General features: G+C 60.4%; 19 protein-coding genes. 8 read left to right on the top strand and 11 right to left on the bottom strand.

Annotated elements, in window-relative coordinates; all coding sequences use genetic code 11:
• Positions 1-340 precede the first annotated feature (340 nt).
• From PSEUDOMOFG3G_RS15480 to PSEUDOMOFG3G_RS15470, 3 genes are all read right to left on the bottom strand, one after another.
• Positions 341-952 carry a LysE family translocator gene (locus tag PSEUDOMOFG3G_RS15480; RefSeq protein WP_047228911.1) on the bottom strand — a complete coding sequence of 204 codons (612 nt, stop codon included), beginning with the start codon at positions 950-952 and terminating at the stop codon, positions 341-343.
• Between the two features lie 148 nt (positions 953-1,100).
• Entirely contained in the window at positions 1,101-1,562 is a 462-nt protein-coding gene (locus PSEUDOMOFG3G_RS15475; RefSeq protein ID WP_047228912.1) for a GNAT family N-acetyltransferase, read from the bottom strand.
• A 49-nt stretch (positions 1,563-1,611) separates the two neighbouring features.
• Positions 1,612-2,532 (bottom strand): LysR substrate-binding domain-containing protein, encoded by a 921-nt coding sequence (locus PSEUDOMOFG3G_RS15470; RefSeq protein WP_139050510.1) that lies wholly within the window; start codon positions 2,530-2,532, stop codon positions 1,612-1,614.
• A 107-nt stretch (positions 2,533-2,639) separates the two neighbouring features.
• Here PSEUDOMOFG3G_RS15470 and PSEUDOMOFG3G_RS15465 point away from each other — a divergent pair, with 107 nt between their 5' ends.
• On the top strand, positions 2,640-3,248 hold the full coding sequence (locus PSEUDOMOFG3G_RS15465; protein ID WP_047228914.1) for a LysE family translocator: 609 nt from the start codon (positions 2,640-2,642) through the stop codon (positions 3,246-3,248).
• 10 nt (positions 3,249-3,258) lie between these two features.
• Here the strand turns inward: PSEUDOMOFG3G_RS15465 and PSEUDOMOFG3G_RS15460 are convergent, their stop codons facing one another.
• The 4 genes from PSEUDOMOFG3G_RS15460 to xylA form a co-directional block, all read right to left on the bottom strand.
• Positions 3,259-4,395, bottom strand: coding sequence for a sugar ABC transporter permease (locus PSEUDOMOFG3G_RS15460; RefSeq protein ID WP_139050509.1), 1,137 nt, complete (start codon positions 4,393-4,395; stop codon positions 3,259-3,261).
• Positions 4,396-5,952 (bottom strand): D-xylose ABC transporter ATP-binding protein, encoded by a 1,557-nt coding sequence (gene xylG, locus PSEUDOMOFG3G_RS15455; RefSeq protein WP_139050508.1) that lies wholly within the window; start codon positions 5,950-5,952, stop codon positions 4,396-4,398.
• A gap of 214 nt (positions 5,953-6,166) precedes the next feature.
• Entirely contained in the window at positions 6,167-7,168 is a 1,002-nt protein-coding gene (gene xylF, locus PSEUDOMOFG3G_RS15450; protein WP_047228917.1) for a D-xylose ABC transporter substrate-binding protein, read from the bottom strand.
• A 146-nt stretch (positions 7,169-7,314) separates the two neighbouring features.
• Positions 7,315-8,631, bottom strand: coding sequence for a xylose isomerase (gene xylA, locus PSEUDOMOFG3G_RS15445; protein WP_047228918.1), 1,317 nt, complete (start codon positions 8,629-8,631; stop codon positions 7,315-7,317).
• A gap of 154 nt (positions 8,632-8,785) precedes the next feature.
• Between xylA and PSEUDOMOFG3G_RS15440 the strand changes: the two genes are divergently transcribed.
• The 4 genes from PSEUDOMOFG3G_RS15440 (at position 8,786) to PSEUDOMOFG3G_RS15425 (ending at position 12,616) form a co-directional block, all read left to right on the top strand.
• Positions 8,786-9,970 (top strand): XylR family transcriptional regulator, encoded by a 1,185-nt coding sequence (locus tag PSEUDOMOFG3G_RS15440; RefSeq protein WP_047228919.1) that lies wholly within the window; start codon positions 8,786-8,788, stop codon positions 9,968-9,970.
• A 238-nt stretch (positions 9,971-10,208) separates the two neighbouring features.
• Entirely contained in the window at positions 10,209-10,550 is a 342-nt protein-coding gene (locus PSEUDOMOFG3G_RS15435) for a hypothetical protein (protein WP_139050507.1), read from the top strand.
• A gap of 226 nt (positions 10,551-10,776) precedes the next feature.
• Entirely contained in the window at positions 10,777-11,571 is a 795-nt protein-coding gene (locus PSEUDOMOFG3G_RS15430; protein ID WP_076385256.1) for a DeoR/GlpR family DNA-binding transcription regulator, read from the top strand.
• A gap of 118 nt (positions 11,572-11,689) precedes the next feature.
• Complete coding sequence (locus tag PSEUDOMOFG3G_RS15425) at positions 11,690-12,616, top strand: Gfo/Idh/MocA family protein (protein WP_047228922.1); 927 nt, start codon at positions 11,690-11,692, stop codon at positions 12,614-12,616.
• A 112-nt stretch (positions 12,617-12,728) separates the two neighbouring features.
• On the opposite strand, the gene PSEUDOMOFG3G_RS15420 is transcribed toward PSEUDOMOFG3G_RS15425, so the two are convergent.
• The 4 genes from PSEUDOMOFG3G_RS15420 to PSEUDOMOFG3G_RS15405 all read right to left on the bottom strand — a co-directional run bounded on the left by PSEUDOMOFG3G_RS15420 (position 12,729) and on the right by PSEUDOMOFG3G_RS15405 (position 17,471).
• Entirely contained in the window at positions 12,729-13,760 is a 1,032-nt protein-coding gene (locus PSEUDOMOFG3G_RS15420; RefSeq protein ID WP_139050506.1) for an HlyD family secretion protein, read from the bottom strand.
• 6 nt (positions 13,761-13,766) lie between these two features.
• Complete coding sequence (locus PSEUDOMOFG3G_RS15415; RefSeq protein ID WP_139050505.1) at positions 13,767-15,332, bottom strand: MFS transporter; 1,566 nt, start codon at positions 15,330-15,332, stop codon at positions 13,767-13,769.
• Positions 15,329-16,894, bottom strand: a complete 1,566-nt coding sequence (locus tag PSEUDOMOFG3G_RS15410; protein WP_139050504.1) for an efflux transporter outer membrane subunit — start codon at positions 16,892-16,894, stop codon at positions 15,329-15,331. The genes PSEUDOMOFG3G_RS15415 and PSEUDOMOFG3G_RS15410 overlap by 4 nt, the downstream gene beginning before the upstream one ends.
• A gap of 199 nt (positions 16,895-17,093) precedes the next feature.
• Positions 17,094-17,471 (bottom strand): response regulator transcription factor, encoded by a 378-nt coding sequence (locus tag PSEUDOMOFG3G_RS15405; RefSeq protein WP_107321664.1) that lies wholly within the window; start codon positions 17,469-17,471, stop codon positions 17,094-17,096.
• Positions 17,472-17,964: 493 nt separating this feature from the next.
• Here PSEUDOMOFG3G_RS15405 and PSEUDOMOFG3G_RS15400 point away from each other — a divergent pair, with 493 nt between their 5' ends.
• From PSEUDOMOFG3G_RS15400 to PSEUDOMOFG3G_RS15390, 3 genes are all read left to right on the top strand, one after another.
• On the top strand, positions 17,965-23,433 hold the full coding sequence (locus PSEUDOMOFG3G_RS15400) for an AAA family ATPase (protein WP_139050503.1): 5,469 nt from the start codon (positions 17,965-17,967) through the stop codon (positions 23,431-23,433).
• Positions 23,434-23,611: 178 nt separating this feature from the next.
• Positions 23,612-24,220 (top strand): lecithin retinol acyltransferase family protein, encoded by a 609-nt coding sequence (locus PSEUDOMOFG3G_RS15395; RefSeq protein ID WP_139050502.1) that lies wholly within the window; start codon positions 23,612-23,614, stop codon positions 24,218-24,220.
• Positions 24,221-24,312: 92 nt separating this feature from the next.
• A complete protein-coding gene (locus PSEUDOMOFG3G_RS15390) occupies positions 24,313-24,963 on the top strand; it encodes a response regulator transcription factor (RefSeq protein ID WP_139050501.1) in 651 nt (216 codons plus the stop codon).
• Positions 24,964-24,973 lie beyond the last annotated feature (10 nt).

The raw sequence follows: 24,973 nt of genomic DNA, 5'->3' as shown, positions 1-24,973 counted from the left end.
GCTACCGTATCCGTAGGGCTGCGAAACCCAACCACTGACCAAAGCCAGCGACGAGCCCAACTATAGGAGGCGATTCCGGCAGCAACAACCACCCTGTAGGACGCACATGACCCCTGTGGCGAGGGAGCTTGCTCCCGCTCGGCTGCGCAGCAGCCGCAAAACCGCTGCCTGCGGTGTACCTGGCGAAACGAGGTGGCCAGTTTGGGGCCGCTTCGCAGCCCTGCGGGGATAAATCCCCTCGCCACAGAGGTAAATTCCTACGAGATTTTCGGAAGGCCAGGTCACCGACACAGCGTTCCCAGAAAGCACTCTACATTCCCTCGCGACACATATCTGGCCGTTATCTGGAAACCGCCATCCAACTGGCACAACCGGTGATCAGGCCCGCCGATGTTCGATTCAAACGCCGCATGGCGCTGGGCGACTGAATGGCGCCCTTGATCCTGATGCCAGTGAACACATAGCCCAACTGAATGATCAGGTCGATCGCGATGCCCAGGGCGGTAATCATCAATGCTTGCCCTAGAGTAAGCGACGCCAGGTCGAAAGCATGTGGCAGCACCGCGCCAAAGAAGATAACCGCCTTCGGATTGCTGAGAGTCAGCAGCGCACCGGCAAGTAACCCGCGACTGGCTGAGCGTTCGGCTGGAGCTTCGATAGCATGGCCACTCGCCGACCACAATTTCCAGGCGATGAATAGCAGATAAGCCACGCCGGCCCATTTCACGGCGATAAAAACGTGCTCGTATCTCAGCGCCAGCGCCGACAGGCCAGTGGTCGCCAACAACAGCCACAAGGCATTGCCGCCCACCATGCCGGCCACGAACGGCAGGCAACTCCTGCCCCCACGCGAGACGACCTGACCAATAAGCGCACCCTGCGCCGGGCCAGGAATCGCAGCGGCGATGGCGAAAGGGATGATAAACAACCAGATTGAAGACATGGCAGACATGGTTCGGACGCTCCCGATTAGAATCGGATCAATATGGCATCAAGCCTATGGATGGTCGAGTCTGCATCGCCTTTGGTCCGTGCCCGGTCAACGCCGCCCAGTCCGCGTACTCACATTCACCCTTACCGCCAGCACCAGAAGGTGAGCGTTACCTGGCATCTACAAATGACATGACATGGGTCGCCGTATCATCCTCGACCTGCTGGAATCCGCAGCGCAGGTAAAATTCGGCACCCTGCGGTGTATCCGTGGACAGGCGCACGACTTGGAAATTCAGCGCCGCATAGGCCAGAAGGTGCTGTACCAGTGCCTTCCCTGCGTGCTGGCCTCTGGCGGCGGGCATGATGTATACCCTGCGCAGCCGGCCGATTTCCGCTCCGGCGTAAGGATCATAAGAAAGACCGCCGATGCCGATCAGTTGCCCATTACGGAAGGCGCCAAAAAGGCCTTCACCGGGTTGATTGAATCGGTTGTAACCGTTCTTCCATTCTTCAACCAAGCGCGTAAGAAACCTGAAGCCTTCTGTTATTGCCTGGGCTTCGAGCACCTGGATTTCCTGGGGGAGCGCTGAGATTTGGCGTATCGCCAGTTCGTCCGTTGAATCAATCACTGGGTCTCCTTGGGGCTGAGCCCTTCGGCCGAAAATCGGTCCGGCAGCATCAAGGGCAGGTATCCGTTTCTGGCGTCAGAGCCGTCGCATCCTGCCGGATATGAGAGAGCATCCAATCGACGAAAATCTGCGTTTCGGCCATGGCCTGCGGGGAGACGCCGTAATAGTAGCGGGTCAACGGCAGGCGCAAGGATGGCAGTGGACAGGCCAGGCGCCCGGTCAACAAGTCTTTACCCAGCAGCGACGCCGGACACAAGGCCACGCCCAGGCCATCGACGGCGGCTTGCAGCACCAGATGCATGTGATCGAACTGCAGGGTTGGCGGGTTGCCAAATCGTTTGATGCCGACGTGCTTTGCCCACGTCTGCCAGTCGCTGCTGCGGGTTCTTCCTGACAACAGCGTGTGCCGGGCCAGATCGTGGACGTTGTCCAGCGACACGCCTTGCAGCAGCGACGGAGCGGCGACCAGCAGCAGGTCATCCTCCAGCAATACCTGGGGTTGGACGGTGGCCGGCCAGCCGGAATGTCCGCGGCGGATGACCACATCAAACGTTTCTCCCGATTGATCCGGCGGCTGCGTGCGGGTGAGCACTTGGGGCTTGTTGTCCGGATGGAGCGTCATGAACTCAGGCAACCGCGGAATCAGCCAGCGCACCGCAAAGGATGGACGCACGTTAATGGTGACCTTGCGCAGGGCAGCACTGCGGCTCAGGGTTGTGGCGGCGTTGGCAATCTGTGTCAGTGCCACGTTGACCTGTTCGTAAAAGCTCTGGCCCGCCGGCGTGAGCACAGACTGCCGGGTTCGACGCTCGAACAGCAGCACGCCCAGGCGTTCTTCAAGCAGCTTGATGTGCCGGCTGACGGCACTGTGACTGACGTGCAGTTCTTCGGCTGCGCGACTGAAACTCTGGTGGCGAGCGGCAGCGGCGAAGGCACGGACGGCATTCAACGGGGGGAGGTCGGCAATCATGCGTCTAATTTAGTCACATCAGCGGTGCAATTAAAGCGTTTGTCAGCGTCGCATCGCCAAGCCAATCTGCAGGCCGGTTCAATGCGCCTTTCAACGTGGAGTGATTAATGGCCAGTTACGGGGTTTTTCTGATTCTGGCGACCCTGACCGTGCTCAGCCCAGGTCCGGGCGTGGTGTTGACGATTTCCAATGCCTTGCGCCATGGCTGGAGCGGTTCGCTGCCGGGTATCGTCGGGATCGCCTCCGGCGCTTTTATCGTGGCGGGCATTTGCGCCAGTAGCCTGGGGTTGATCCTGGCTGCCTCGGCGACAGCCTTCACGGTGCTCAAATACATCGGCGCGCTGTACTTGTTGTACCTGGGCATCAAGATGTGGCGTACCCAGCGTTTTATTCCCGAACTCAACGCCACGTCGCCACGTCCTTGGCGGCGTTTTATCGAAGCGTTGTCAATCCAGTTGCTCAACCCCAAGGCGGGTTTCTTTTTCCTGGCTGTATTTCCCCAATTCATCAAGCCGGCGGGTGACTACTACAGCCAGTTCTTCTTGCTGGTGTCGTCTTACAGTTTACTGGTTGTAGTGGTGCATTGCGGGTATGCCCTGATGGCCCAGGCCGCAAGAGGCTGGCTCTCCACAAACAAGGGCGCCAGGCTTGTCGGCAAGCTGTCGGGCGTCACTTTCCTGGGCTTTGGCGTGCTGATGGCTTCCGCCAGCAAGTGACGCATACAGGTCAACGCCGCCCCGTGCGTGTACTCACATCCACCCACACCGCCAGCACCAGAATGCTGCCCTTGACGATCATCTGCCAATAACTGTCGACGTCGAGCATGGACATGCCATTGTCCAGGCTGGTGATCACCAGCGCGCCGAGCAGGGCGCCGTAGACGGTGCCGGAGCCGCCGCGCATGGAGGTGCCGCCGATGAAGCAGGCGGCGATGGCGTCGAGTTCGCCCATGCTGCCGGCCGAGGGTGAGCCCGCGGCCAGGCGCGCGGTGTTGACCACGCCGGCGAGGGCGCACATCACGCCCATGATGCCGAAGATCCACAGCTTCACCGCCTGTACATTGATGCCGGACAGGCGCGTGGCTTCCATGTTGCTGCCCACCGAGTAGACCCGCCGTCCGAACACGGTCTGGCTGGTGACGTAGCTGAACACGCCGAGCAGCATCAGCAGAAGCAGCACGGGAACCGGAATACCGTCGTAGCTGTTGAGGGTATAGACGAACCCGGTCAGCACCGCGCCGATCAGCACCACGCGTAATACGTCACGCATCAGTGAGTGGGCCGCCAGGCCATGCAGGGCACGATTGCGCCGCTGTTTCCAGGTCAGGAACAGGGTCAAGGCAAACAGCAGCACGCCCAGGCCCGTGCCGACGGAGTGCGGCAAATAACCCTGGCCGATGTAGACCAGCTCCGGTGACACCGGGGCGATGGTGGTGCCGTCGGTAATCCCCAGCAGAATGCCGCGAAAGGCGAGCATGCCGCCCAGGCCGACAATGAACGACGGGATGCGCAGGTAGGCGGTCATGTAGCCGTTACCCAGGCCAATCACCAGGCCGCACAAGGCGACCAGGCTCAGGTTCGCCAGCAGCGGGATGTGATAGATCACGTCGAGAATCGCCGCCAGGCCACCGAGCAATCCAAGCAGTGAACCCACCGACAGATCGATCTCGCCGCTGATGATCACCAGCACCATGCCGCAGGCCAGAATCCCGGTGATGGACATCTGCCGCAGCAGGTTGGAGAGGTTGCGCGGGGTCAGGAACCCGCCCTCGGTCTGCCAACTGAAAAACAGCCAGATCACCGTCACGGCGATCACCAGCGCGAGCATTTTGTAGCGGCTGAAGAGTTGCTTGACCTGATTCATCTACGCGGACTTCCGATCATTATTGTTATGGTCTTCGGGGTGGCTGAGGGCGGCGGCGAGCACCTGTTCCTGGGTGAGTTCGTGGTTGATGAAATCGCCGCGCAATTGGCCTTCGCCGATCACTAGCACGCGGTCGGACACCCCCAGCACTTCGGCCAGTTCCGAGGACACCATGATGATCGACACGCCTTCGGCGGCCAGCGCGCCCATCAGCTTGTAGATCTCGTACTTGGCGCCGACATCCACGCCCCGGGTCGGCTCATCGAGAATCAGCACGCGCGGTTGGGTCAGCAGCATCTTGGCCAGCACGGCTTTTTGCTGGTTGCCGCCGGAGAGGCTGGTGATTGGCAGGAACGGGCTCGCGGTCTTAAGGTGCATGCGCGAGATTTCCCGGTCGATGCTGCCCAACTCCGCTTCGGTGTCGATACGGGTGATTTTCGAGTAGTTGTCCAGCACCGCCAGGGTGATGTTCTGGCCCACCCCCAGGTCGGGAATGATGCCCTGGCGCTTGCGGTCTTCAGGCACCATGCACAGGCCTGCGCGGATTGACTTGAGGGGCGTGCGCGTGTCGATCGGTTGGCCGTCGAGCCAGACTTCGCCTTCATGGCGGCCGGGGTAGGCGCCGAACAGTGCCGACACCAGTTCCGTGCGACCGGCGCCGACCAGCCCGGCGATGCCGAGTATTTCCCCACGCTTGAGGACGAACGAAATGTCGTCGACCCGTTTGCGTTTGGGGTTGTCGACGTCGTAGCAGGTGATATGGCGCGCCTCGAAAATCACCTCGCCGATGTCATGGGGTTCGGTGGGGTAGAGGTTGCTCATTTCTCGTCCGACCATCTGGGTGATGATCTTCGGGATGTCCATGTCGGTCATGGCGGTGGTGGCGATGTGTTTGCCGTCGCGGATCACCGAAATGGTGTCGCATACGGCGGCCACTTCATCGAGCTTGTGGGAGATATACACGCAGGCGACGCCCTTGGCCTTGAGGTCGCGGATAATGTCCAGCAGCACCTCGATTTCCGAGCGGGTCAGGGCCGAGGAGGGTTCATCGAGAATCAGCAGGCGCGCCTGTTTGTTCAGCGCCTTGGCGATTTCCACCAGTTGCTGGTAACCCCCGCCGTATTGTGAAACCGGCAGCGAGACGTTCATGTCCGGCACCTTGAGTTCACGCATCAGGGCTTCGGCACGGTGGATCATTGCCGGGTAGTTCATGCGTCCGCCGGGCAGCGTCAGCTCATGGCCCATGAAGATGTTTTCGGCCACCGACAGGTCGGGGACCAGGGTCAGTTCCTGATGAATGATGACGATCCCGGCGGCTTCGGTTTCGCTGATGGACTGCGCCTTGAGTGGCTGTCCGTCCCAGACAATTTCACCGTCCCAGGTGCCGTACGGGTAGACCGCCGACAGGACTTTCATCAGCGTGGATTTACCGGCGCCGTTCTCACCGCACAGGCCGACGCATTCACCCGGCCTGACCTTGATGTCGATGCCATTGAGGGCTTTGACACCGCCGAAGCTTTTGACGATGCCGTTCATTTGCAGCAGGTAGTCGGACATGGCGAGGGCTCATATGAAAAGGGCTCACACATAGGCAGAGGTGGTGACAGCCCTGGGGCCAGGCATCTCAGATGCAGCTAGCCAAGCAAAGCCCCTGTGGGAGCGAGCCTGCTCGCGATGGCGGCAGCACATACAACATCGATGCAAACTGAACACCGCTATCGCGAGCAGGCTCGCTCCCACAGGTCTCATCCAACCCAGGGTTGTCCCAGGATCACTGCCCAGCGATCTGCGCCTTGGTATAGAACCCATCTTTTTCCAGCAGGTCGATGTTGTCCTTGGTCAACGGGGTCGGGGTGAGCAGGATGGTGTCGACTTTCTTGCTGCCATTGTCGTATTGCGAGGTGTAGGTGGGTTTCTCGTTACGCGCCAGTTGCACCGAGAGCTTGGCCGCTTCGGTGGCGATCAGTTTCAGCGGCTTGTAGACGGTCATGGTCTGGGTGCCGTCGATCACTCGCTTGACCGCTGCCAGGTCGGCGTCCTGGCCCGAGATCGGCACCTTGCCGGCCATTTTCTGCGCGGCCAGTGCCTGGATGGCACCACCTGCGGTGGCGTCGTTGGAGGCGACGATGCCATCGATCTTGTTGTCGTTCCGGGTCAGGGCGTTTTCAACGATGCTCAAGGCTTCGGTGGGGTTCCATTCCTTGACCCACTGTTGCCCGACAATCTTGATATCGCCCTTGTCGATGGCCGGTTGCAGCACTTTCATCTGGCCTTCGCGCAGGACCTTGGCGTTGTTGTCCGTGGGCGCGCCGCCGAGCAAGAAGTAGTTGCCCTTGGGCGCGGCTTTCAACACGCCGCTGGCCTGCATCTCGCCGACTTTTTCGTTATCGAAGGAAATGTAGGCGTCGATGTCGGCATTGAGGATCAGTCGGTCATAGGACACCACCTTGATCCCGGCTTTCTTTGCTTCGGCCACGGCATTGGTCAACACGGTGGCGTTGAACGGCACGATGACGATCACATCGACGCCACGGGAGATGAGGTTTTCGATCTGGGAAATCTGTTTCTGCTCGTTGGCATCGGCCGACTGGACGAAGACTTTGGCGTCCATTTTTTCCGCCGCCGCGACGAAATAGTCACGGTCCCGCGACCAGCGTTCCAGGCGCAGATCATCGATGGAGAAACCGATTTTCGGGTTGGTGGCGTCGGCCATGACCGGAAGCGAGAGCAGGGCGAGGGCGCCGGCGAGCAGCGTGAGTTTCAGTTTTTTCATGGTGGTGCGTCCTTTTATTGTTGTTCGAAAGACACTGCCTGACGATGAACGTGATGCGGGTAGAACTGTAGAGACTCCCGGCGTGCCGCGAGCAGAGATTTGTCGCGAGAATGTAACAACCTCTGCGCAGCGAACGGGGCCTGGTGTCAGGGGTAGATGAACCGGTTGACCACGTTTTCGAGCATCTCTTGCCGACCACTCACAGCCTGTGGATTGAGCTCGTTGTCGAAGGCGTGTTCGGCCAGTGAAGCGAGGCTGAACTCACCCGCCAGCACCGCCTGACCGAACGGTTGCTGCCAGCCGGCGTAGCGTTGGTCCTTGAACTGCTGGAGGCGGTCGTTCTGCACCATCGCCGCTGCACGTTCCAGGGCCAGGGCGAGGACGTCCATGGCCGCGACGTGGCCGTGGAACAGGTCAATCTCGTCCAGGCTCTGACGACGGACCTTGGAGTCGAAGTTGAAGCCGCCATTGCTGAACCCGCCGGCCTTGAGGATTTCATAGGTGGCCAGGGTCATCTCTTCGACGCTGTTGGGGAACTGGTCAGTGTCCCAGCCGTTCTGCGGATCGCCACGGTTGGCGTCGATGCTGCCGAAGATCCCCAGGGAGACGGCTGTGGCGATCTCATGATGGAAACTGTGCCCGGCCAGGGTCGCGTGGTTGGCCTCGATGTTGACCTTGATCTCCTTTTCCAGGCCGAACTGTTGCAGGAAGCCGAACACCGTGGCGCTGTCGTAATCGTATTGGTGCTTGGTCGGTTCCTGCGGCTTGGGTTCGATCAGCAGATCGCCCTTGAAACCGATCTTGTGCTTGTGCTCGACCACCATGCCCATGAAGCGGCCCAGTTGCTCGCGCTCACGTTTCAGATCGGTATTGAGCAGGGTCTCGTAACCTTCACGACCGCCCCACAACACGTAGTTGGCCCCCTTGAGACGCAGGGTGGCGTTCATCGCGCTGAACACTTGGGCGGCGGCGCAGGCGAACACTTGCGGGTCCGGGTTGCTGGCGGCGCCTGCGGCAAAGCGCGGGTTGCTGAAGCAGTTGGCGGTGCCCCACAGCAGCTTGATCCCGGTTTGTTCCTGGTGACGCTCCAGGTGGTCGACCATCTGCGCGAAGTGGTTGCGATACTCCTTCAGCGAGTGGCCTTCCGGGGCGACATCGGTGTCATGAAAGCAGTAGTAGTCGATGCCCAGTTTGGAGAAGAACTCGAAGGCCGCTTCGGCCTTGCCGATGGCCAGTTCCATCGGGTCGCCGGCATGCTGCCACGGGCGTTGGAAGGTGCCGGCGCCGAACACATCGGATCCCGGCCAGACAAAGGTATGCCAGTAGCACACCGCCATGCGCAGGTGCTCGCGCATGGGCTTGCCGAGCACGAGTTTGTCGGCGTCGTAGTGGCGGAAGGCAAGAGGCGAGTCGCTGGCGGGGCCTTCGTAGCGAACCTTGTCGATGGCGGGAAAGTACGACATGGGCGATTTCCTTATTGTTCTTGGCGGTGTATCGATACTAACGCCGGCCCGGTGGCCGCTGATTATGAAAATCACCAAGGCACAGTGCGATTTTGAGTATTGAGATCCGACGGTCACGCGCCTAGTCTGTGGTCATCGGCCCAGGGTAAAAACCATGAAAACCGTCCCGCCCGTTCACCGCATTGCGTTGTTGTTCAACGGCAGCAAGATCTACGACCGAGGCATCATCAGCGGCATCGGCAACTACCTGAGCAGCACCCGCGCGTCCTGGGACCTGTTCCTTGAGGAAGATTTTCTCTGTCGGTTGAAAGGCATCGAACGCTGGCAGGGCGACGGGATCATTGCCGACTTCGATGACCCGCTGATCGGCGAAGCGCTGACCGGGATCGGCTTGCCGGTGGTGGCGGTGGGCGGCTCTTACCAGGATGAGCGCGCTTATCCGAAGGGCATTCCCTATGTCGCCACCGACAATGAGGCCTTGATGAAGCTGGCGTACGAGCACTTGATCGAGGCCGGGTTGACGCGCTTTGCCTGCTTCAGCTTGCCGCAAGCACAAGCCAATCGCTGGGCCCAGGAACGGGAAAACGCCTTTCGCCGGCTGCTGCAACGCGATGGTCTGCACGCCGAGGTCTATCGCGGCATGGGCACCAGCGCGCCGCTCTGGGACAGCGCCGTCGAACAACAGATCGCCTGGCTGCAAAGCCTGCCCAAACCCATCGGTATCATCGCCGTCAGTGACGCCCGTGCCCGGCAACTGCTGCAGGCCTGCCTGACCGCCGGAATCGCCGTGCCGGAGCAGGTGGCACTGATCGGCATCGACAACGACCCCCTGACCCGCACCCTGACGCGGGTGCCGCTGAGTTCGGTGATCCAGGGCACCGAAACCATGGGTCGGACCGCCGCGCGCCTGCTCCATCAGATGCTGCACGGCATGCCGTCCACGGGTACGCAGGTGCTGATACCCCCGGATGCGATCAACGTCCAGGCCTCGAGTCTGCACCAACCGTTAGGCAACCCTTACGTCATGCAAGCGCTGCTGTTCATTCGCCAATATGCCTGCCAGGGCATCAAGACCGCTCAGGTGGCGGCCTATGTGGGCGTGTCGCGTTCCTCCCTGGAAGCGCACTTTCGCAAGGCGCGGGGCTGCAGCGTGCACGACGAGATCCTGCGCTTCAAACTGGCCGCCGCCGCCCAGGGCTTGGAAAACACCGACTCGGCGATTGCCGACATCGCCCAGAACTGCGGCTTCAAATCGGCGCAGTACCTGCACACGGTGTTTCGTCGAGAGTTTGGCTGTACGCCCCGCGAATATCAGCAGGGGGGCGGCACAGGCCACTGAACCGGTCTTCACCGCCCGCAACTATTGCTGGAAGCAATAGTGATCATTACGAAACACAAGTTCTGTTTTGTCGGCAATGCCTGGAAAATCCCCCCCATCGAACAGGTAACTCAAGCAGTTGGGCGATGAGGTTTCACTCATCTGACCGCCACACACCAGATGCACTTGGCAGTGGCGGCAACCCGTAACGCAGTTCCGTTGCCTGATGAACCAACCTTTTATTTTCAGGACCAGACCAATGCGCCTTTTATTTGCGTCTTCCATGGCGTTTGCCTCCTTGTTGCTCGCCGGTTGTGCCAGCGCGCCGAACGACCCGACCCTGACCTTGCAGACCAGCAAGACGCCGGCCCAGTACGCCGACTGTGTCGTGCCGAAATTGCAGGACCACGCGATGAGCCCGACCGTCTCCCAGTCCCAACGCAGCTACCGGATCGTGGTGCCAAGCAAGGTGTCGGCGGACAACGTGCTGGAAGCCTACAAGACCGGGAACGGTGGCAAGGTATTCATCTACGAGCGGCGTCTGTTGGCTTCCAGCTTCCTGCCTTCGAGTTTTGAACGTGCCGCACAGGACTGCATCTGAGGCCGGCCCGTACAGGTTTTTCACCGTGCTCCTTTGGTTGGCCGCAACCAACCATTTTTTTACCCCGCACCGCATTCGGTGGCGGGGTTTTTTTTGCCTGTGGGGAAGAGGGGGCAGATTCACTTGGGTCCGCTGCCCCGGCGTTGAGGTTTGACGAGAGGCTCTGCAATCGGCATATTTGCTCGTTAGTGATAATTAGTGCTCGTTTATGAAGGTTATAGATGCCATGACTTCAACTCACGAAGTGTTCCCCGGTGAACGCCAGCAACGGATCAGCGAGCGTCTGGCCCTGTATGGTCGGGTGATTGCGGCCGATCTGGCCAGCGAATTCAATGTCTCCGAGCACTCGATACGGCGCGATCTTGGCGTATTGGCGGCGGCGGGGTTATGCAAGCGCGTCTATGGCGGCGCGATCCTGTTGCCGGCCGTGGAACGGCCGATGGCCGTTCGAGTACGGCAGAACGTCGAGCGCAAGGACAGTCTCGGCCTGGCGGCGGCCTCGTTGCTGAGGGCGGGCCAGCATGTGTTCATCGATGCCGGCTCGACCAACCTGGCGATTGCCGGCGCCATCGATCCACGCCTTAAGTTGACGCTGAGCACCAATTCGCCGTTGATTGCCGTGCAATTGATGAAGCTGCCCTGCGCCGAGGTGATCCTGTTGGGCGGACGCGTGAACACGGCGTCGGGCGGAGTGATCGGGCTGGCGGCTGTGCAGCAACTGCGGCAGTTCAATGTTGACCTGTGTTTTCTCGGCGCTTGCGCCATCGACCCGGACAATGGCATCACAGCGTTCGGCCTGGATGACGCGGAGTTCAAGCGCGCGGTCGTCGCGGCGAGCGGTCAGGTGGTGGTGGCCGTGACCAATGAAAAACTCTCCAGCATTGCCCACTATCAGGTGGCGTCGTGTGAAGAAGTCACCGCCCTGGTGGTGGAGCACGACGCGCCGGGTGAACGCCTGGAGCCGTTCTTGGGCAGGATTGCCAACGTCATGAGCGCGCCCTGCGAACCTCGGCAGGCGTGAAGCGTGTGCTGTAGCGCCCACGACAATCAAGCGCATGTGTGGCGAGCCATTGTCGGCCACGCGATTTACCGCTAGTTTGCTGGCCCATCAAAAGTACAAAAATAATCAGGAGTCATCGATGCAACCGATTCGTCTCGGTCTGGTGGGCTACGGCAAGATTGCCCAGGATCAACACGTTCCCGCTATCCTCGCCAACCCTGCGTTCCAGTTGGTGTCTGTCGCCACCCAAGGGCAGCCCTGCGCCGGTGTGGAGAATTTCCGGTCCCTGGGCGAGCTGCTTGAAAACGGCCCGCAGGTCGATGCGATTGCGTTTTGCACACCGCCGCAAGGGCGATTCGCATTGGTGCAACAAGCGCTGGCCGCGGGCAAACACGTGCTGGTAGAAAAGCCGCCCTGCGCCACGCTGGGTGAAGCGATGGCGTTGGTGGATCAGGTACGCGAGCAAGGTGTCAGTGGTCTGTTCGCCTGGCATTCACGCTACGCGCCCGGCATCGAGGCGGCCCGTGACTGGCTCGCCAGCCGCACCCTGCAAAGCGTCAAGATCGACTGGAAGGAAGACGTACGCAAGTGGCACCCCGGCCAAGCCTGGATCTGGCAGCCTGGAGGCCTGGGTGTTTTCGATCCCGGCATCAACGCGTTTTCAATCGTGACCCATCTGCTGGCGCTGCCGCTGTTCGTTGAGTCCGCCGAACTGCGCGTGCCGAGTAACTGCCAATCGCCGATCGCCGCCAGCATCAAGATGTCCGATGCGCAACACCTGGATGTCCGCGCGGAGTTCGATTTCGACCACGGTCACGACGAACTCTGGAGCATCGAGATTCGCTGCACCGAAGGCCTCCTGCGTCTGGACAACGGTGGGGCAGTGCTGAGCATCGACGGCGTTCGCCAGACCGTTTCCCAGGAAGGTGAATACGCGGCGGTGTATCGGCATTTCCAGCAGTTGATTGCTGACCAGGCCAGCGACCTGGACCTGCAGCCGTTGCGTCTGGTGGCGGACAGCTTTTTTCTTGGCAGTCGGACCTTGGTTGAGCCGTTTTACGACTAGCCACTGAGGGGGGAGGCGATTCTGGCCGTGCATACCCCATCCGGATCAGATCCCTCTGCCGCAAGTCATCCGAGCAAAATTCCGGCCGCTTCGCACCCGGCAGTCCCAGCTATCATTCACCGATACGAATACTCGGTGTGACCGACATGCCTACCCGCAGTTTTGCCGCAGCGCTCTGGTCGGGATCGATGCGGATGCGCACCGGCAAGCGTTGGACGATCTTGGTGAAGTTGCCCGTGGCATTGTGCGGTGCCACGGTCGAGTAGCTGACGCCGCTGGCCGGTCCCAGGCTTTGTACGGTGCCTTGCAGCGCCTCGCCCGGTAACGCATCCACCTCGATTTCCACGGTTTGACCTGTCTTGACGCGGGCCAGTTGTGTCTCGCGAAAGTTCGCGCTGATGTACACGGCCTCCAGCGGAACGATTGCCAGCAAAGGTTTTCCCGCGTTGACGAAAGCCCCGATGCGCACCGATTTTTGCCCGATCGTGCCGCTGATCGGTGCGGTGATTCGGGTATAGGACAGCTTCAGTCTCGCGAGGTCCAGCGCAGCCTGCGCGTGGGCGAGGGTTGCCTTGGCTTTTTCCAGGTCGGCCTTGAGAACGTCTACCTGCTGGCGAGCCGCCCGAAGACCCGCCTGGCTTTTATCCCGACTGGCCAGTTGCACGCTCAATTGCGCTTCGGCCTGTTGCTGCGCTTGCACGGTTCCCGAGCCGTCGGTGGCCAGGTTGCGATAACGGGCATGATTGACCTTGGCCAACTTGAGCGCAGCCTTGTCCGCGGCGACCGCTGCCTGTGCCTGGCGTATGACGGTGTCCTGTTGGATCAGGTGTGCTTGCAAGCTGGCGACTCCGGCACGGGCGCTGGCGAGCTGGGCTTTGGCGGCGTTCACGGCGGCAACGAAATCACGGTCATCGAGGGTTGCCAGCAGGTCGCCTTTGTTGACCGGCTGATTGTCTTCGACCAGCACCGTCTCAACCGTGCCCGATACCTGTGGCGCGACCGTGGTGAAGTCCGCGTGGACGTACGCATCGTCCGTGGACTGGATCGATGCACTGGATTCGGGACGATTGAAATACAGCACGCCGCCGATTGCCCCGACGAGCAACACGGCACTGATGATCTGGGCTTTCTTTGGTAAGGCCATGGTGGGTTACCCGTGTGAGGAGGAAGGTGACGGGGCTACTTGCGTGACAGGCGGGGGGATGCAGGTCAGCCGCAGCACGAGAGGAATCAGCAACAGCGCGAGCAAACCCAGTACGCGATAGGCGTCGGCGATCGACAGCACCAGCGCCTGCTGGCTGATGATGCCCATCAGCTGTGCCGGCTCAGGCGCAACCGCAGAGATGTTGCTGACCAGGGCGGTTTGGTCCAGCAACATTTCCCCATGGAAACGACTGCGCACGGTGATCAGTTGGGTGACCGCCGCCGCGCCGATCAGCGAGCCGAAGGCGCGTAGCGTATTGATGGTGCCGGACACATAAGGTCCTTCGGAGGGCTGTACCACGCTGGTGATCAGGAACAGCATCGACACCACCGCCATCGGTTGCCCAAGGGCTTGCAGTGTTTGCGCCAGGACGAACTGGTCGCGATTCCATTCGCTGGTCAACTGCGCGCCACACAGACACGCCAGCGCGATCAGCAGCAGCCCCAACGCGAATACCACGCGGGCATCAACCCACTTCTGGTACAGCAGCATTGCCACCAACGGCCCAAGGATCAGTTGTGGCAGCGCGACGATCAGGCCGATGGACGCCATCTGCAACGGTCGATACTGCTGAAGCGGGGTGAGATAGCTTGCCGGTAACAGTGAACTGGACATCAACACTACCAGCAGGGAAACGAACAGTGTGCAGCCCAGTCCCAGGTTGCGGCGTCCCAGGATTTGCAACTTGATGAACGGTGAAGGGTGATACCACTCGCTCACCAGGTAGATAGCCAACAGGGCCAGGCCAGCCACTAGCGATGAGATGATCAACGGCGAATGAAACCAGTCCAGCCGTACACCTTGATCCAGGGCGATGGCAATCAGGCCGAGCGCCGGTACACCGCAAGCCATGCCGAACCAGTTGGCCTGTGGAAAACGGTGCTGCTGGATGGATTCCTTCGGCAGGCCCCAGGCGATCAGGCATCCCGCGATGAGCGCCAGGGGAATGATTTGCCAATACACCCACCGCCAATCATTCAGACCATCGGTCCAGTGTCCGGTCAACCAGATGGACAGATTGGGCGCGAAGGTCGCGGTCATCGCATACAGCGCCAAACCATATAGGCGGATGGGCGGTGGCAGGAATTTCAGGGCCGCCATCATCAGCAACGGAATCGTCGTGCCGCTGGCAATGCCTTGCACAAAACGCAAGGCCAGCAGCAGGTCCAGGTTATGGATCAAGGGCAGGATTGCCGCCAGCAGTGCACAGATGCCGAGCATCCACAGTTCCAGGCGTCGTACTGAAAGGGTAATGGCGAACCAGGCTGAAAAGGGCATGGCAATCAACTCCCCGGCACTGTACGCCGTGGTTAACCACGAGCCGTCGTCGAAGCCCAGGCCCATGGCCCCCCTGATGTCAGCCAACGCCAATGCGCCGACCCGGATATTCAACCCAGCCATCATCGCGGCGATGAAAATCCCCAGCAGACCCACCAGCGGACGTTTTGAAGGCGTGGCCTGGGGGGCTATGCTGGCCGTGACGGTTGCTGGCAACAATGTGGCGCTATTCATGGGGCGGCCCTTGAGCGAGCTGAGCGAGGCGAGACACGGACCAGCGGGTCATCCGATGAAGACGCGGGCGACTCATCGATGCTCGCTTGCGGCGTGCTCTGCAGTGTCGCCGCCTCCCAACCACCCCCCAGCGACTTGTAGAGATTGACCACGGTGAGGGTGGCGTCGGTTGCGCTGGCATTGAGGCGGGTCTGACTGGCAAGCAGGTTGAGTTGCGCGGTCAGCACGCTCAGATAGTCGGCTGCACCTTGTTCATAGCCTCGTTCGGCGGCACGTAATGCCTGCCGGTTCTGTTCATAGGAAACCAGCAAATCCTCGTGCTGGCGCTGTTGGGCAGCCCAGGCATCCAGGGCATTGTCCACCTCGTGCCAGGCTCGCAATACGGTTTGCCGATAGGTGATCGCCGCCGTTCTTTGCCGTGATTCGTTCAAGGCCAGGCGTTGCGTCAATCGTCCGCCCTGGAAGATCGGCAAGTAGACCGTCGGGCCGATGGAAAAAACACGGGAGTCCCAACTGGAGAGATCACCGCTTTCGAAGGCTTCCACGCCGATTCGACCTTTGAGCCCGATACGCGGGTAAAAGTCAGCCTTGGCGACACCGATGGCTGCGGTAGCGGCATGCAGCTGCGCTTCGGCGCGCTGGATGTCGGGGCGTCGGTGAGCCAATTCGGAAGAGACGCCAACCGGAACGTGGGTTGGAAGCGACGGCAAGGGCATGGCTTGACGCAGTTGTACATCCAGTGCGCGGGGCTGCTCTCCCAGCAGCAACGCCAGTGCGTTCATCTGTGCATTGCGGTGTTGGGTCAGTTCGGGAACCGTGGCCTTGATTGTCGCCAATTGCGCGCGAGCGGACGAGGTTTCGAAGCGCGTGGCAACACCATTGCGCTCACGGCTTTCGGCAAGCCCCAGCGTGCGCTCGGCAATCGTCAGGTTTTGCTGGGCGATGTCCAGTTGCGCCTGGGTTCCGCGCAATTGCAAATAAGTTCTGGCCACTTCGGCGGACAAGGCTACCTGTGCGGCTTCGCGATCATGGATGGTGGCTTGCAGGGTCGCCGCAGCGCCCTCGCGCCCGCGTTGCGCTCGGCCCCAAAGGTCGATTTCCCAACTGGCATCGAAGCCTAGTTGCCAGAAATTGCCGGGGCCCACAGGCGCACCCAGCGCGGCGAACTTGCCATGTTCGCTGAGCCTCTCACGGGCGTAGCTGGCGTTGGCATCCACGCTGGGTAACAGGCGCGAAGAGGCGATGCCCAGTTGCGCTCGGCTTTGTTCAATGCGTTCGCCGGCTATCTGTAAATCAAGATTGCCCGCTTGGGCACGCGATTGCAGTTGGGCGAGTAACGTGTCGTTGAACAGCAACCACCATTGGGAGGGCACTGCCGCATCGGACATGGGGGCGACAATCGCGTGTTCTGGCCGCGGTGCCAGCTCTACGGCCCTCAGCCCGCTTTCCGGTTTCATGAAGTCGGGGCCTGCCGTACAACCGGCCAGGGACAACACGCCAAGCGTTGCGATTGCGCTCGTGAACTTCAGGATGCGTGGGGGTGACTCTCTGAAAGCCGACATTGCCTGTTCCTGAAAGGTTGCAGCGTTGCCCGGCGAGCGTGCGCCATGGCGTCGATAAATCTTCGGCAGCGACATGCTCGCTGTGAATTCATGTTATTGACGCGGGCGTGCAGGCGCACTTCTACATGGGTTCAGCAAAGCCATACCTCAGTGGCGGGGAGATATACGAAGGTATGGTGAGGCGAGGGGCTTACTGGGATCAGTGCCGTTGCAGCACAGCAGTTTCGATGCAGCCTAACAATCGGCCGGCTTCACAGGGTTTGGGCAGGCAGGCAACCAGTCCCGGTGTGTCGGCACCCAGGTGCGGGTAAGCGGTAATGAATATGGTGGGGATCTGAAAACCCATCGCGTTCAGTTTTTCGTGCAACTGCACACCGCTCATTCCCGGCATCTGGATATCGGAAATCAGGCAGTGCGTCTCTGCGAGGGTGTTGGCGTCGAGGAACGCCAGGGCGTTGCGATAGGTTTGGACTTGATAGCCGCTGGAGCGCAACAAGCCTTCCAGAGCTGTCCGAACGGATTCGTCATCATCCACGACGGCTATCGTCGCGGTATTGCGTTTTGGGGTGTCGTGCATAGTGGGTCGCTCGTGACAGCGCCTGTCGTCATTACACGATACGCGGTCTCGAAGGGCGCAAAAGTATACCTACGTATAGCGTGTTAAGACTAAAGGCTCGACGTTGGCCTGATTCGTTCACTCACGGTCGGCGGCGCGTAACCCAGGGGATACTTGCACTGTACCCGGGTACAACTGACCTCGGCTGGTTGCCTGCGTAGACTGGCGCCCATCGCCGGGTGCAGATTCGCCACCGCCGGTCTGCGCGCATTGCCGATTAATCCGCTGTCGCTCAATGAAATCACTTGAAGGGCTTTGATGAGGCGCTAATCTAGGCTTTGACAACACGACCCGTTCTGGATCCCGGTACAGCCTCATCAACGGTCCTCCAGCCAAGCCACGGAAGCCGCCCCACGCGACGACATCGGCACTTGCGATATGACACAGGACGACAGCCCAACGGCAGCGTGCGGCCTATAACACAACTGATTGATCCGTGCCGATGGATAACCACATGCAAGTATTATGGGACGATGGCGAGCGAATTTTCTGTCGCGAATCACGACTGGGCGTAGAGGGCGATCGCAACGTCCTGATAGCGCGGCCTGCCGCCGAACAACCGCCTCCCGGCTGTATTGACCGTCTGGCTCATGAGTTTAGTCTCAAGGATGAACTGAACAGTAGCTGGTCGGTGCGGCCTCTGGAAATGGTGCGCGACGGCACCCGAATGCAGTTGGTGCTCGAGGATCCAGGGGGCGAACCGCTTGTGCAGTTGCTCAACGTCCCCATGGACACGGCAATCTTTTTACCCCTCGCCGTGAGCATCGCCTCGGCGCTGGGCAAGCTCCACCAGTGCGGCCTCGTCCATAAGGACATCAAGCCCAGCCATATCCTGGTGAACTGCACCGACGGGCAAGCCCGGCTTACCGGCTTTGGTCTTGCCTCGCGGCTGCCGCGGGAGCGGCAGGCGCCCGAGACCCTGGCCGGTACGCTCGCCTATATGGCACCGGAGCAGACCGGCAGGATGAATCGCTCGATCGATTCGCGCTGTGATCTCTATTCTTTCGGCGTCACGCTGTACCAGATGTTGACCGCCTCGTTGCCGTTCACGGCAGCCGATCCGATGGAGTGGGTACACTGCCATATCGCCAAAAAGCCCTTGTCACCCCGCGAACGGGTCGCCTCTGTTCCCCAAATGCTTTCTCGGATCGTCATGAAGCTGCTCGCCAAGACCGCCGAGGAACGTTACCAGACGGCCGCCAGTGTCGAGCATGATCTGCGACGGTGCCTGGCAGACTGGCAGCAGTTGTGCCAGATCAATGTCTTCGTCCTGGGCGAGCAGGGGGCATCCGAGCGGCTGCTGATTCCGGAAAAGCTCTACGGGCGTGAGCGTGAGGTCGCTACCCTGGTTGCGGCGTTCTCCCGGGTCGTTGAAAGCAGTGCACCGGAGCTGGTGCTGGTCACGGGTTACTCCGGTATTGGCAAGTCCTCGGTGGTCAATGAGCTGCACAAGGTGCTGGTGCCGCCACGAGGGCTTTTTGCCAGTGGCAAGTTCGATCAGTATCGGCGTGACGTTCCCTATTCAACGCTGGTGCAGGCTTTTCAGAGCCTGGTGCGCACGCTGTTGGGCAAGAACGACACGGAACTGGCGAGCTGGCGTGACGCTTTGCTGCAAGCGCTGGCTGCCAATGCGCGGCTGATGACCGATCTCATTCCCGAGCTCAAGCTGATCATCGGTGAGCCACCGCCGGTGCCGCCGCTTGATCCTCAACAGGAGCAACGCCGTTTTCTTCTGGTGTTCCGGCATTTTATTGGTGTATTTGCCTGCCAGGAGCATCCGCTGGCGCTGTTTCTCGACGATCTGCAATGGCTCGACGCTGCCACGCTCGATCTGCTGGCGGATCTGTTGACCAGTTCGGACGTGCGGCATTTGATGCTGGTAGGGGCATACCGCAGCAACGAGGTGGACGCCTCGCATCCGTTGACTGCCAAACTCGAGGCCATTCGCCGCGCAGGTGGCAAGATCGGTGAGATCTCGCTGGCGCCGCTGGGCAAAGTTCATGTCGAGCAACTGATCGGCGATGCGCTTCATGACGAACCTGAACGCATCGAGCCCTTGGCGCAGTTGGTTCTGGATAAAACCGCCGGCAACCCGTTCTTTGTGATCCAGTTTCTGCAAGCATTGGCCGATGAGCAACTGCTGACTTTCGATCATGAAACTCGGCAGTGGTGGTGGGACCCCGATCGTATTCATGCCAAGGGCTACACGGACAACATTGTGGACTTGATGGTTGGCAAACTGGTTCGCTTGCCGAGCGAAACGCAAGATGCGTTGCAGCAGCTTGCCTGCCTGGGCAGCGTCGCCGGGTTCAAGGCGCTGTCCACCGCTCTGGGCGTGCCCAAGGCTCAGGTCCGCGCGCTTTTTTGGGAGGCGACTCGCCAGGAACTGGTCGAGCGGCGCGACGGTGGTTATGGGTTTGTTCACGATCGTATTCACGAGGCCGCTTACACACTGATCCCCGCCGACTTGCGCGCCGCTGCTCACTTGCGTATCGGTCGGCTGCTGGTGGCGCAAACGTCCGCTCAGGAGCGCGAGGAAGCGATTTTCGAGATCGTCGGCCAGCTTAATCGCGGCGCTGCGTTGCTCACTGACCAGGACGAGCGAGAGCAACTGGCGGCGTTCAACCTGATGGCCGGTCAACGGGCCAAGGCGTCGACAGCCTTTGCTTCAGCGCTCAACTACCTCACCGCCGGGGCGCAGATGCTGGGCGACGATGCCTGGGGGGCTCGCCATGAGTTGATCTTCGCCCTGGAACTCAACAGGGCCGAGTGCGAGTTTCTCTCCGGGCAACTGAGTGTCGCGGACGAGCGCCTGAGTGCGCTGGCCAAGCGTGCTGTGACGGTGATCGAACGCGCCAGCGTCGCTTGTCTGCTAATGGACGTCTACCTGCTTCTGGATCGCAGTGACGGTGCGGTCGCTGTCTGTCTCGACTACCTGCGACATGTGGGGATCGTATGGTCGGCCCATCCGAGCGACGATGACGTGCGCCACGAGTATGATCGAATCGGGACTTTGCTGGGAGAACGGACCATTGAGGAGCTTATCGATTTGCCTCTGATGGAAGACGCGACCGCCCTGGCGACCCTCGACGCGCTGGGCAAGCTCTTCGCGCCAGCCTTGCAGAGCGAAGCGAACCTGGCGGACCTGTTGATCTGCAAGGCGGTCAACCTGAGTCTTGAGCATGGCAACTGCGATGCGTCCTGTGTGCTCTATGCCAATTTGTTCAGGGTCGCTGGTAGACGTTTCGGTGATTACCAAGTGGGTTTGCGGTTTGGTCAGCTGGGCTGCGAACTCGTCGAAAAGCGCGGTCTGACGCGATTCGAGGCCAGCACGTACTTGTGCTTTTCCTGCTTTGCCGTGCGCTGGATGAAGCCTGTGGAGCAGTGCCGAGACCTGTTGCGCCGCTCGTTTGTGGCGGCGAACCGGATCGGTGATCTGCCCTATGGCGCCTACGCGGGCAACAACCTCACCGCTGATCTGCTCTTCGCCGGTGAGCCGCTGGCCGGTGTACAGGACGAGGCCGAACGCGGCCTGGCCTATGCCAGGAAGGTGCGCTTCGGGCTGGTGACCGATTTCATCCTCACGCAACTGGCGTTGATCCGGATGCTGCGAGGGTTGACCCGCGGCTTCGGCCGCCTGGATGGCGGCCCGTCAAACGAAATCGACACCGAAGCCCACTTGTCCAGCAACCCGGATCTGGTATTGGCTGAGTGTCTGTACTGGGTCCGAAAACTGCAGGCCCGCTATCTGGCCGACGATCCTGTATCGGCCCTTGAGGCGGCCACCAAAGCGCAGCGTTTGCTCTGGGTTTGCCAGGCGTTCTTCGAGGAAGCCGAATATCATTTCTATGGCGCCCTGGCGCGGGCCGCCTGCTGTGACAGCGCCCCAATGGATGAGCAGAGGCAGTATCTGGTCGCGATGGCCGCCGATCACCGCCAGCTCCAGACCTGGGCGCAGCAGTGCCCGGAGAACTTCGCGAGTCGCGCCGCGCTGGTCGGCGCCGAAATTGCCCGGGTCGAAGGGCGCGTGATCGACGCCGAGCTACTCTACGAGCAGGCCATCGACGCCGCGCAGCAGAGCGGTTTCGTGCATATCGAGGCGCTGGCCAATGAACTGGCGTCGCGCTTCTACGCGGCGCGCGGCTTTGCCAAGATCGCTCGCGTCTATCTGCAGGACGCCCGTTACGGTTACCTGCGCTGGGGGGCCGAGGGCAAGGTGCGACATCTGGAGAGCAAGTACCCGTCGTTGAGCACTGAAGAACCTGCGCTTGGGCCGACGACGATGACGACTCTCGTCGACCACCTTGATCTGGCCACGGTTCTCAAGGTCTCCCAAGCCGTGTCGGGAGAAATCGTCCTGGAGAAGCTGATCGACAGGATCATGTTCACGGCGATTGAACAGGCTGGTGCCGAGCGTGGGCTGCTGATTCTCCCGGATGGCGGTGAGTACCGGGTAGCGGCGCAGGTCACCACCGGCGGCGACACCACACAATTGCACGACGTTGCGGTGAGCGCGACGCTGTTGCCAGAGTCGATCCTTTATCACGTCCTGCGCACCCAAGAGACCGTTTTTCTTGATGATGCGCTGGTTGCCGGGACGTTTGCCGAAGATCCTTACATCCGTCAGCAACAAGCTCGTTCTATTCTCTGTCTGCCCTTGATGAATCAGGCCAAGCTCGTCGGCGCGCTCTACCTGGAAAACAACCTTGCCGCCCGCGTGTTCAGCCCGACCCGGATCGCCGTGTTGAAACTGGTGGCTTCCCGGGCGGCAATCTCGTTGGAAAATGCCCGGCTTTACCGCGAGGTCGCCGAACGCGAAGCGAAGATCCGGCGCCTGGTGGACGCCAATATCATCGGGATTCTGTTCTGGAATGCCGAGGGCGACATCATTGAGGCCAATGATGCGTTCCTGCGCATGGTGGGCTATGCGCGAGAGGACCTCACCTCGGGCCGTCTGCGCTGGAGAGACCTGACCGTACCGGAGTTTCTCGAACTCAGCGAGCGCTCGTTGGCCCAGGCGCTGCTGACCGGGCAAGCCAGTCCCTATGAGAAGGAATATTTCAGGAAGGATGGCAGCCGCGTGCCGGTCATCGTCGGGCTGGTGACGTTCGAAGCCAGCAGCAGGGAAGGGGTCGCCTTCGTGCTGGACCTGACCGAGCGCAAGCTGGCGGAGGAAAAAATCCGTGAGAGCGAGCGTCGCTATCGCGAGGTGCAAACCGAACTGGCCCACGCGAACCGCGTCGCGACTATGGGGCAGTTGGTTGCCTCGATCGCCCACGAAGTCAATCAGCCGATCGCTGCGGCCATTCTCAACGCTGATGCCGCGCTGCGCTGGTTGAACGCCCAACCACCGGAGATCGAGGAGGTCCGGCAGGTCCTTGGTCGCCTGATCGTCGATGCCAATCGAGCGGCGGATGTGCTTGGCCGCATTCGCGGGCATATCCGCAAGGCGCCGCCGCAGAAGGGGTTGGTGGATATTAACGCTGCGATCAGCGAGATGATCGAATTTACCCGCAGTCAGATCATCAAGAGCGGTGCTTCAATACAGACGCAATTGATGGACGGTATGCCTTTTATCGAAGGCGACCGTGTCGAGCTGCAGCAGGTGTTGCTCAACCTGATCATGAATGCGTTGGAGGCGATGAGTGCTGTCGGCGAAGGTGAACGGCAGTTGCTGATCCGCGCGGCGCCGGGCGATGGTGGAAACGTGGTCGTGAGTGTGAGCGATTCAGGGCCAGGTTTCGCCTCGCAGAGTACCGATCTGGTTTTCACTTCGTTCTATACCACCAAGCCCACCGGTCTGGGGTTGGGATTGTCAATCTGTCGTTCGATCATCGAGGCCCACGGCGGTTGCCTGCGGGCGCACGCAAACCAGCCTCGGGGCGCCACTGTGCAATTCACGCTGCCCATCGCTCAGCAATGAAGGCCATACCCAGCTTTGTCAGCGCCAACATTGGGCTGACAACGGCCTGCCTAACAGGTTATTCATACTTAGGTTTAAAGACCGTATATAAAGAGGTCACTTAAACCAATCGCATGTACAAATGAAGCGCCGCCAGCCCCGCGATAGAGTACCGGTCAAGGGTTGCGGAGTATTCAACATGAATCATTTAACGCTCAACACCGTTGATAAGTTGTCCTCGCTACGCTCGTTAGTACTGATTGGCATGGCACTGTTAACGACGAGCGTTTTCTACCGCTTGAGTGTGCCGCTGCCTGAACGTCATCTGTGTTCCGCAGCCCGTTACGGCAGCAATCTGCCTGGGCGCATGGTAGATGTCCCGTTGAAGCTGGTCGATATCGAGAGGTCCGCAGACAGCATACCCGTCGGTGCGCATTTGATCAGTCCGCGCCGATTCTATATCCACCATGGAATTTATCTGGGCGGCGGAGAGGTGGCTCATTACTCGGGTTTCAGCAGCTCGTTTAGATCGGGTCCTATCGAAGTGACTGATCTGGAACACTTCGCTCTGGGCAAGCCGGTCTGGCGGTTTCAAGAGCAATGCAACTATTCCAGCCGTGAGATCGTTGATCGGGCGCGTTCAAGACTCGGTGAAAACCGCTATCGGGTGTTCTCCAATAACTGCGAACACTTTTGCAGTTGGTGCATCAGTGGAGAAAGTTACAGCGCCCAAGTCAGTGCTTACTTGCGTCGACCCCGAGATGTATTGGCGTTGATTGATGCATTGAAACCACACTTTATTGCATAGTTTATTGCTCTCCGAGCGCACCCGCCGGGGCGAACTCTGCAAGCAAAAACGCTGTGCTACACTTTTTTCGTCCCCTCCCAAGAGGATCGTGCATGAATGGCAATCCCTCGTCAGATGAGCCGGGCAGCCAGGGTTCTGTTGTGTTTGTGGTGGATGACGATGCCTCCATGCGTGAGGCGTTAAGTAATCTTTTGCGCTCCGTCGGCATCCGTGTCGAGACGTTCGCCTCCACGACGGAGTTTCTGCGTCAACCCAGGACAGCGGGCCCCAGTTGCCTGGTGCTGGATGTCCGGCTCCAAGGCAGCAGTGGCCTGGATTTCCAGAGCCAGTTGGCCGCCTCCAACGCCAGTATCCCCATCATTTTCATTACCGGTCACGGTGACATCGAAATGTCGGTCAAGGCCATGAAGGCCGGCGCCGTGGATTTCCTGGCCAAACCCTTTCGCGAACAGGATCTGCTGGACGCTGTAACTGCCGCGCTTGAGGCCGACGTTCGGCGGCGCGAGATCGAACAGCAGTTTGCGGACCTGCACAGTCGCTATGCAACGTTGACCACCCGCGAAAAAGAGGTGATGGCCCTGGCCGCCAAGGGCCTGATGAACAAGCAGATTGCCGGGCAGATGAACCTCAGCGAAATCACCGTGAAAATCCACCGCGCCCATGCCATGAAAAAAATGCAAGCCAAGTCTTTCGCCGACCTCGTTCGGATGGCCGAGTCTTTGGGTACCGCGCAAGGTCATTGACCTGCGCCAG

The sequence above is a fragment of the Pseudomonas sp. FG-3G genome, from assembly GCF_901007645.1.
Taxonomy (GTDB): domain Bacteria; phylum Pseudomonadota; class Gammaproteobacteria; order Pseudomonadales; family Pseudomonadaceae; genus Aquipseudomonas; species Aquipseudomonas rhizophila.
Note: the sequence above shows the minus strand (reverse complement) of the source record. Positions and strands in the feature narration are given on the sequence as shown.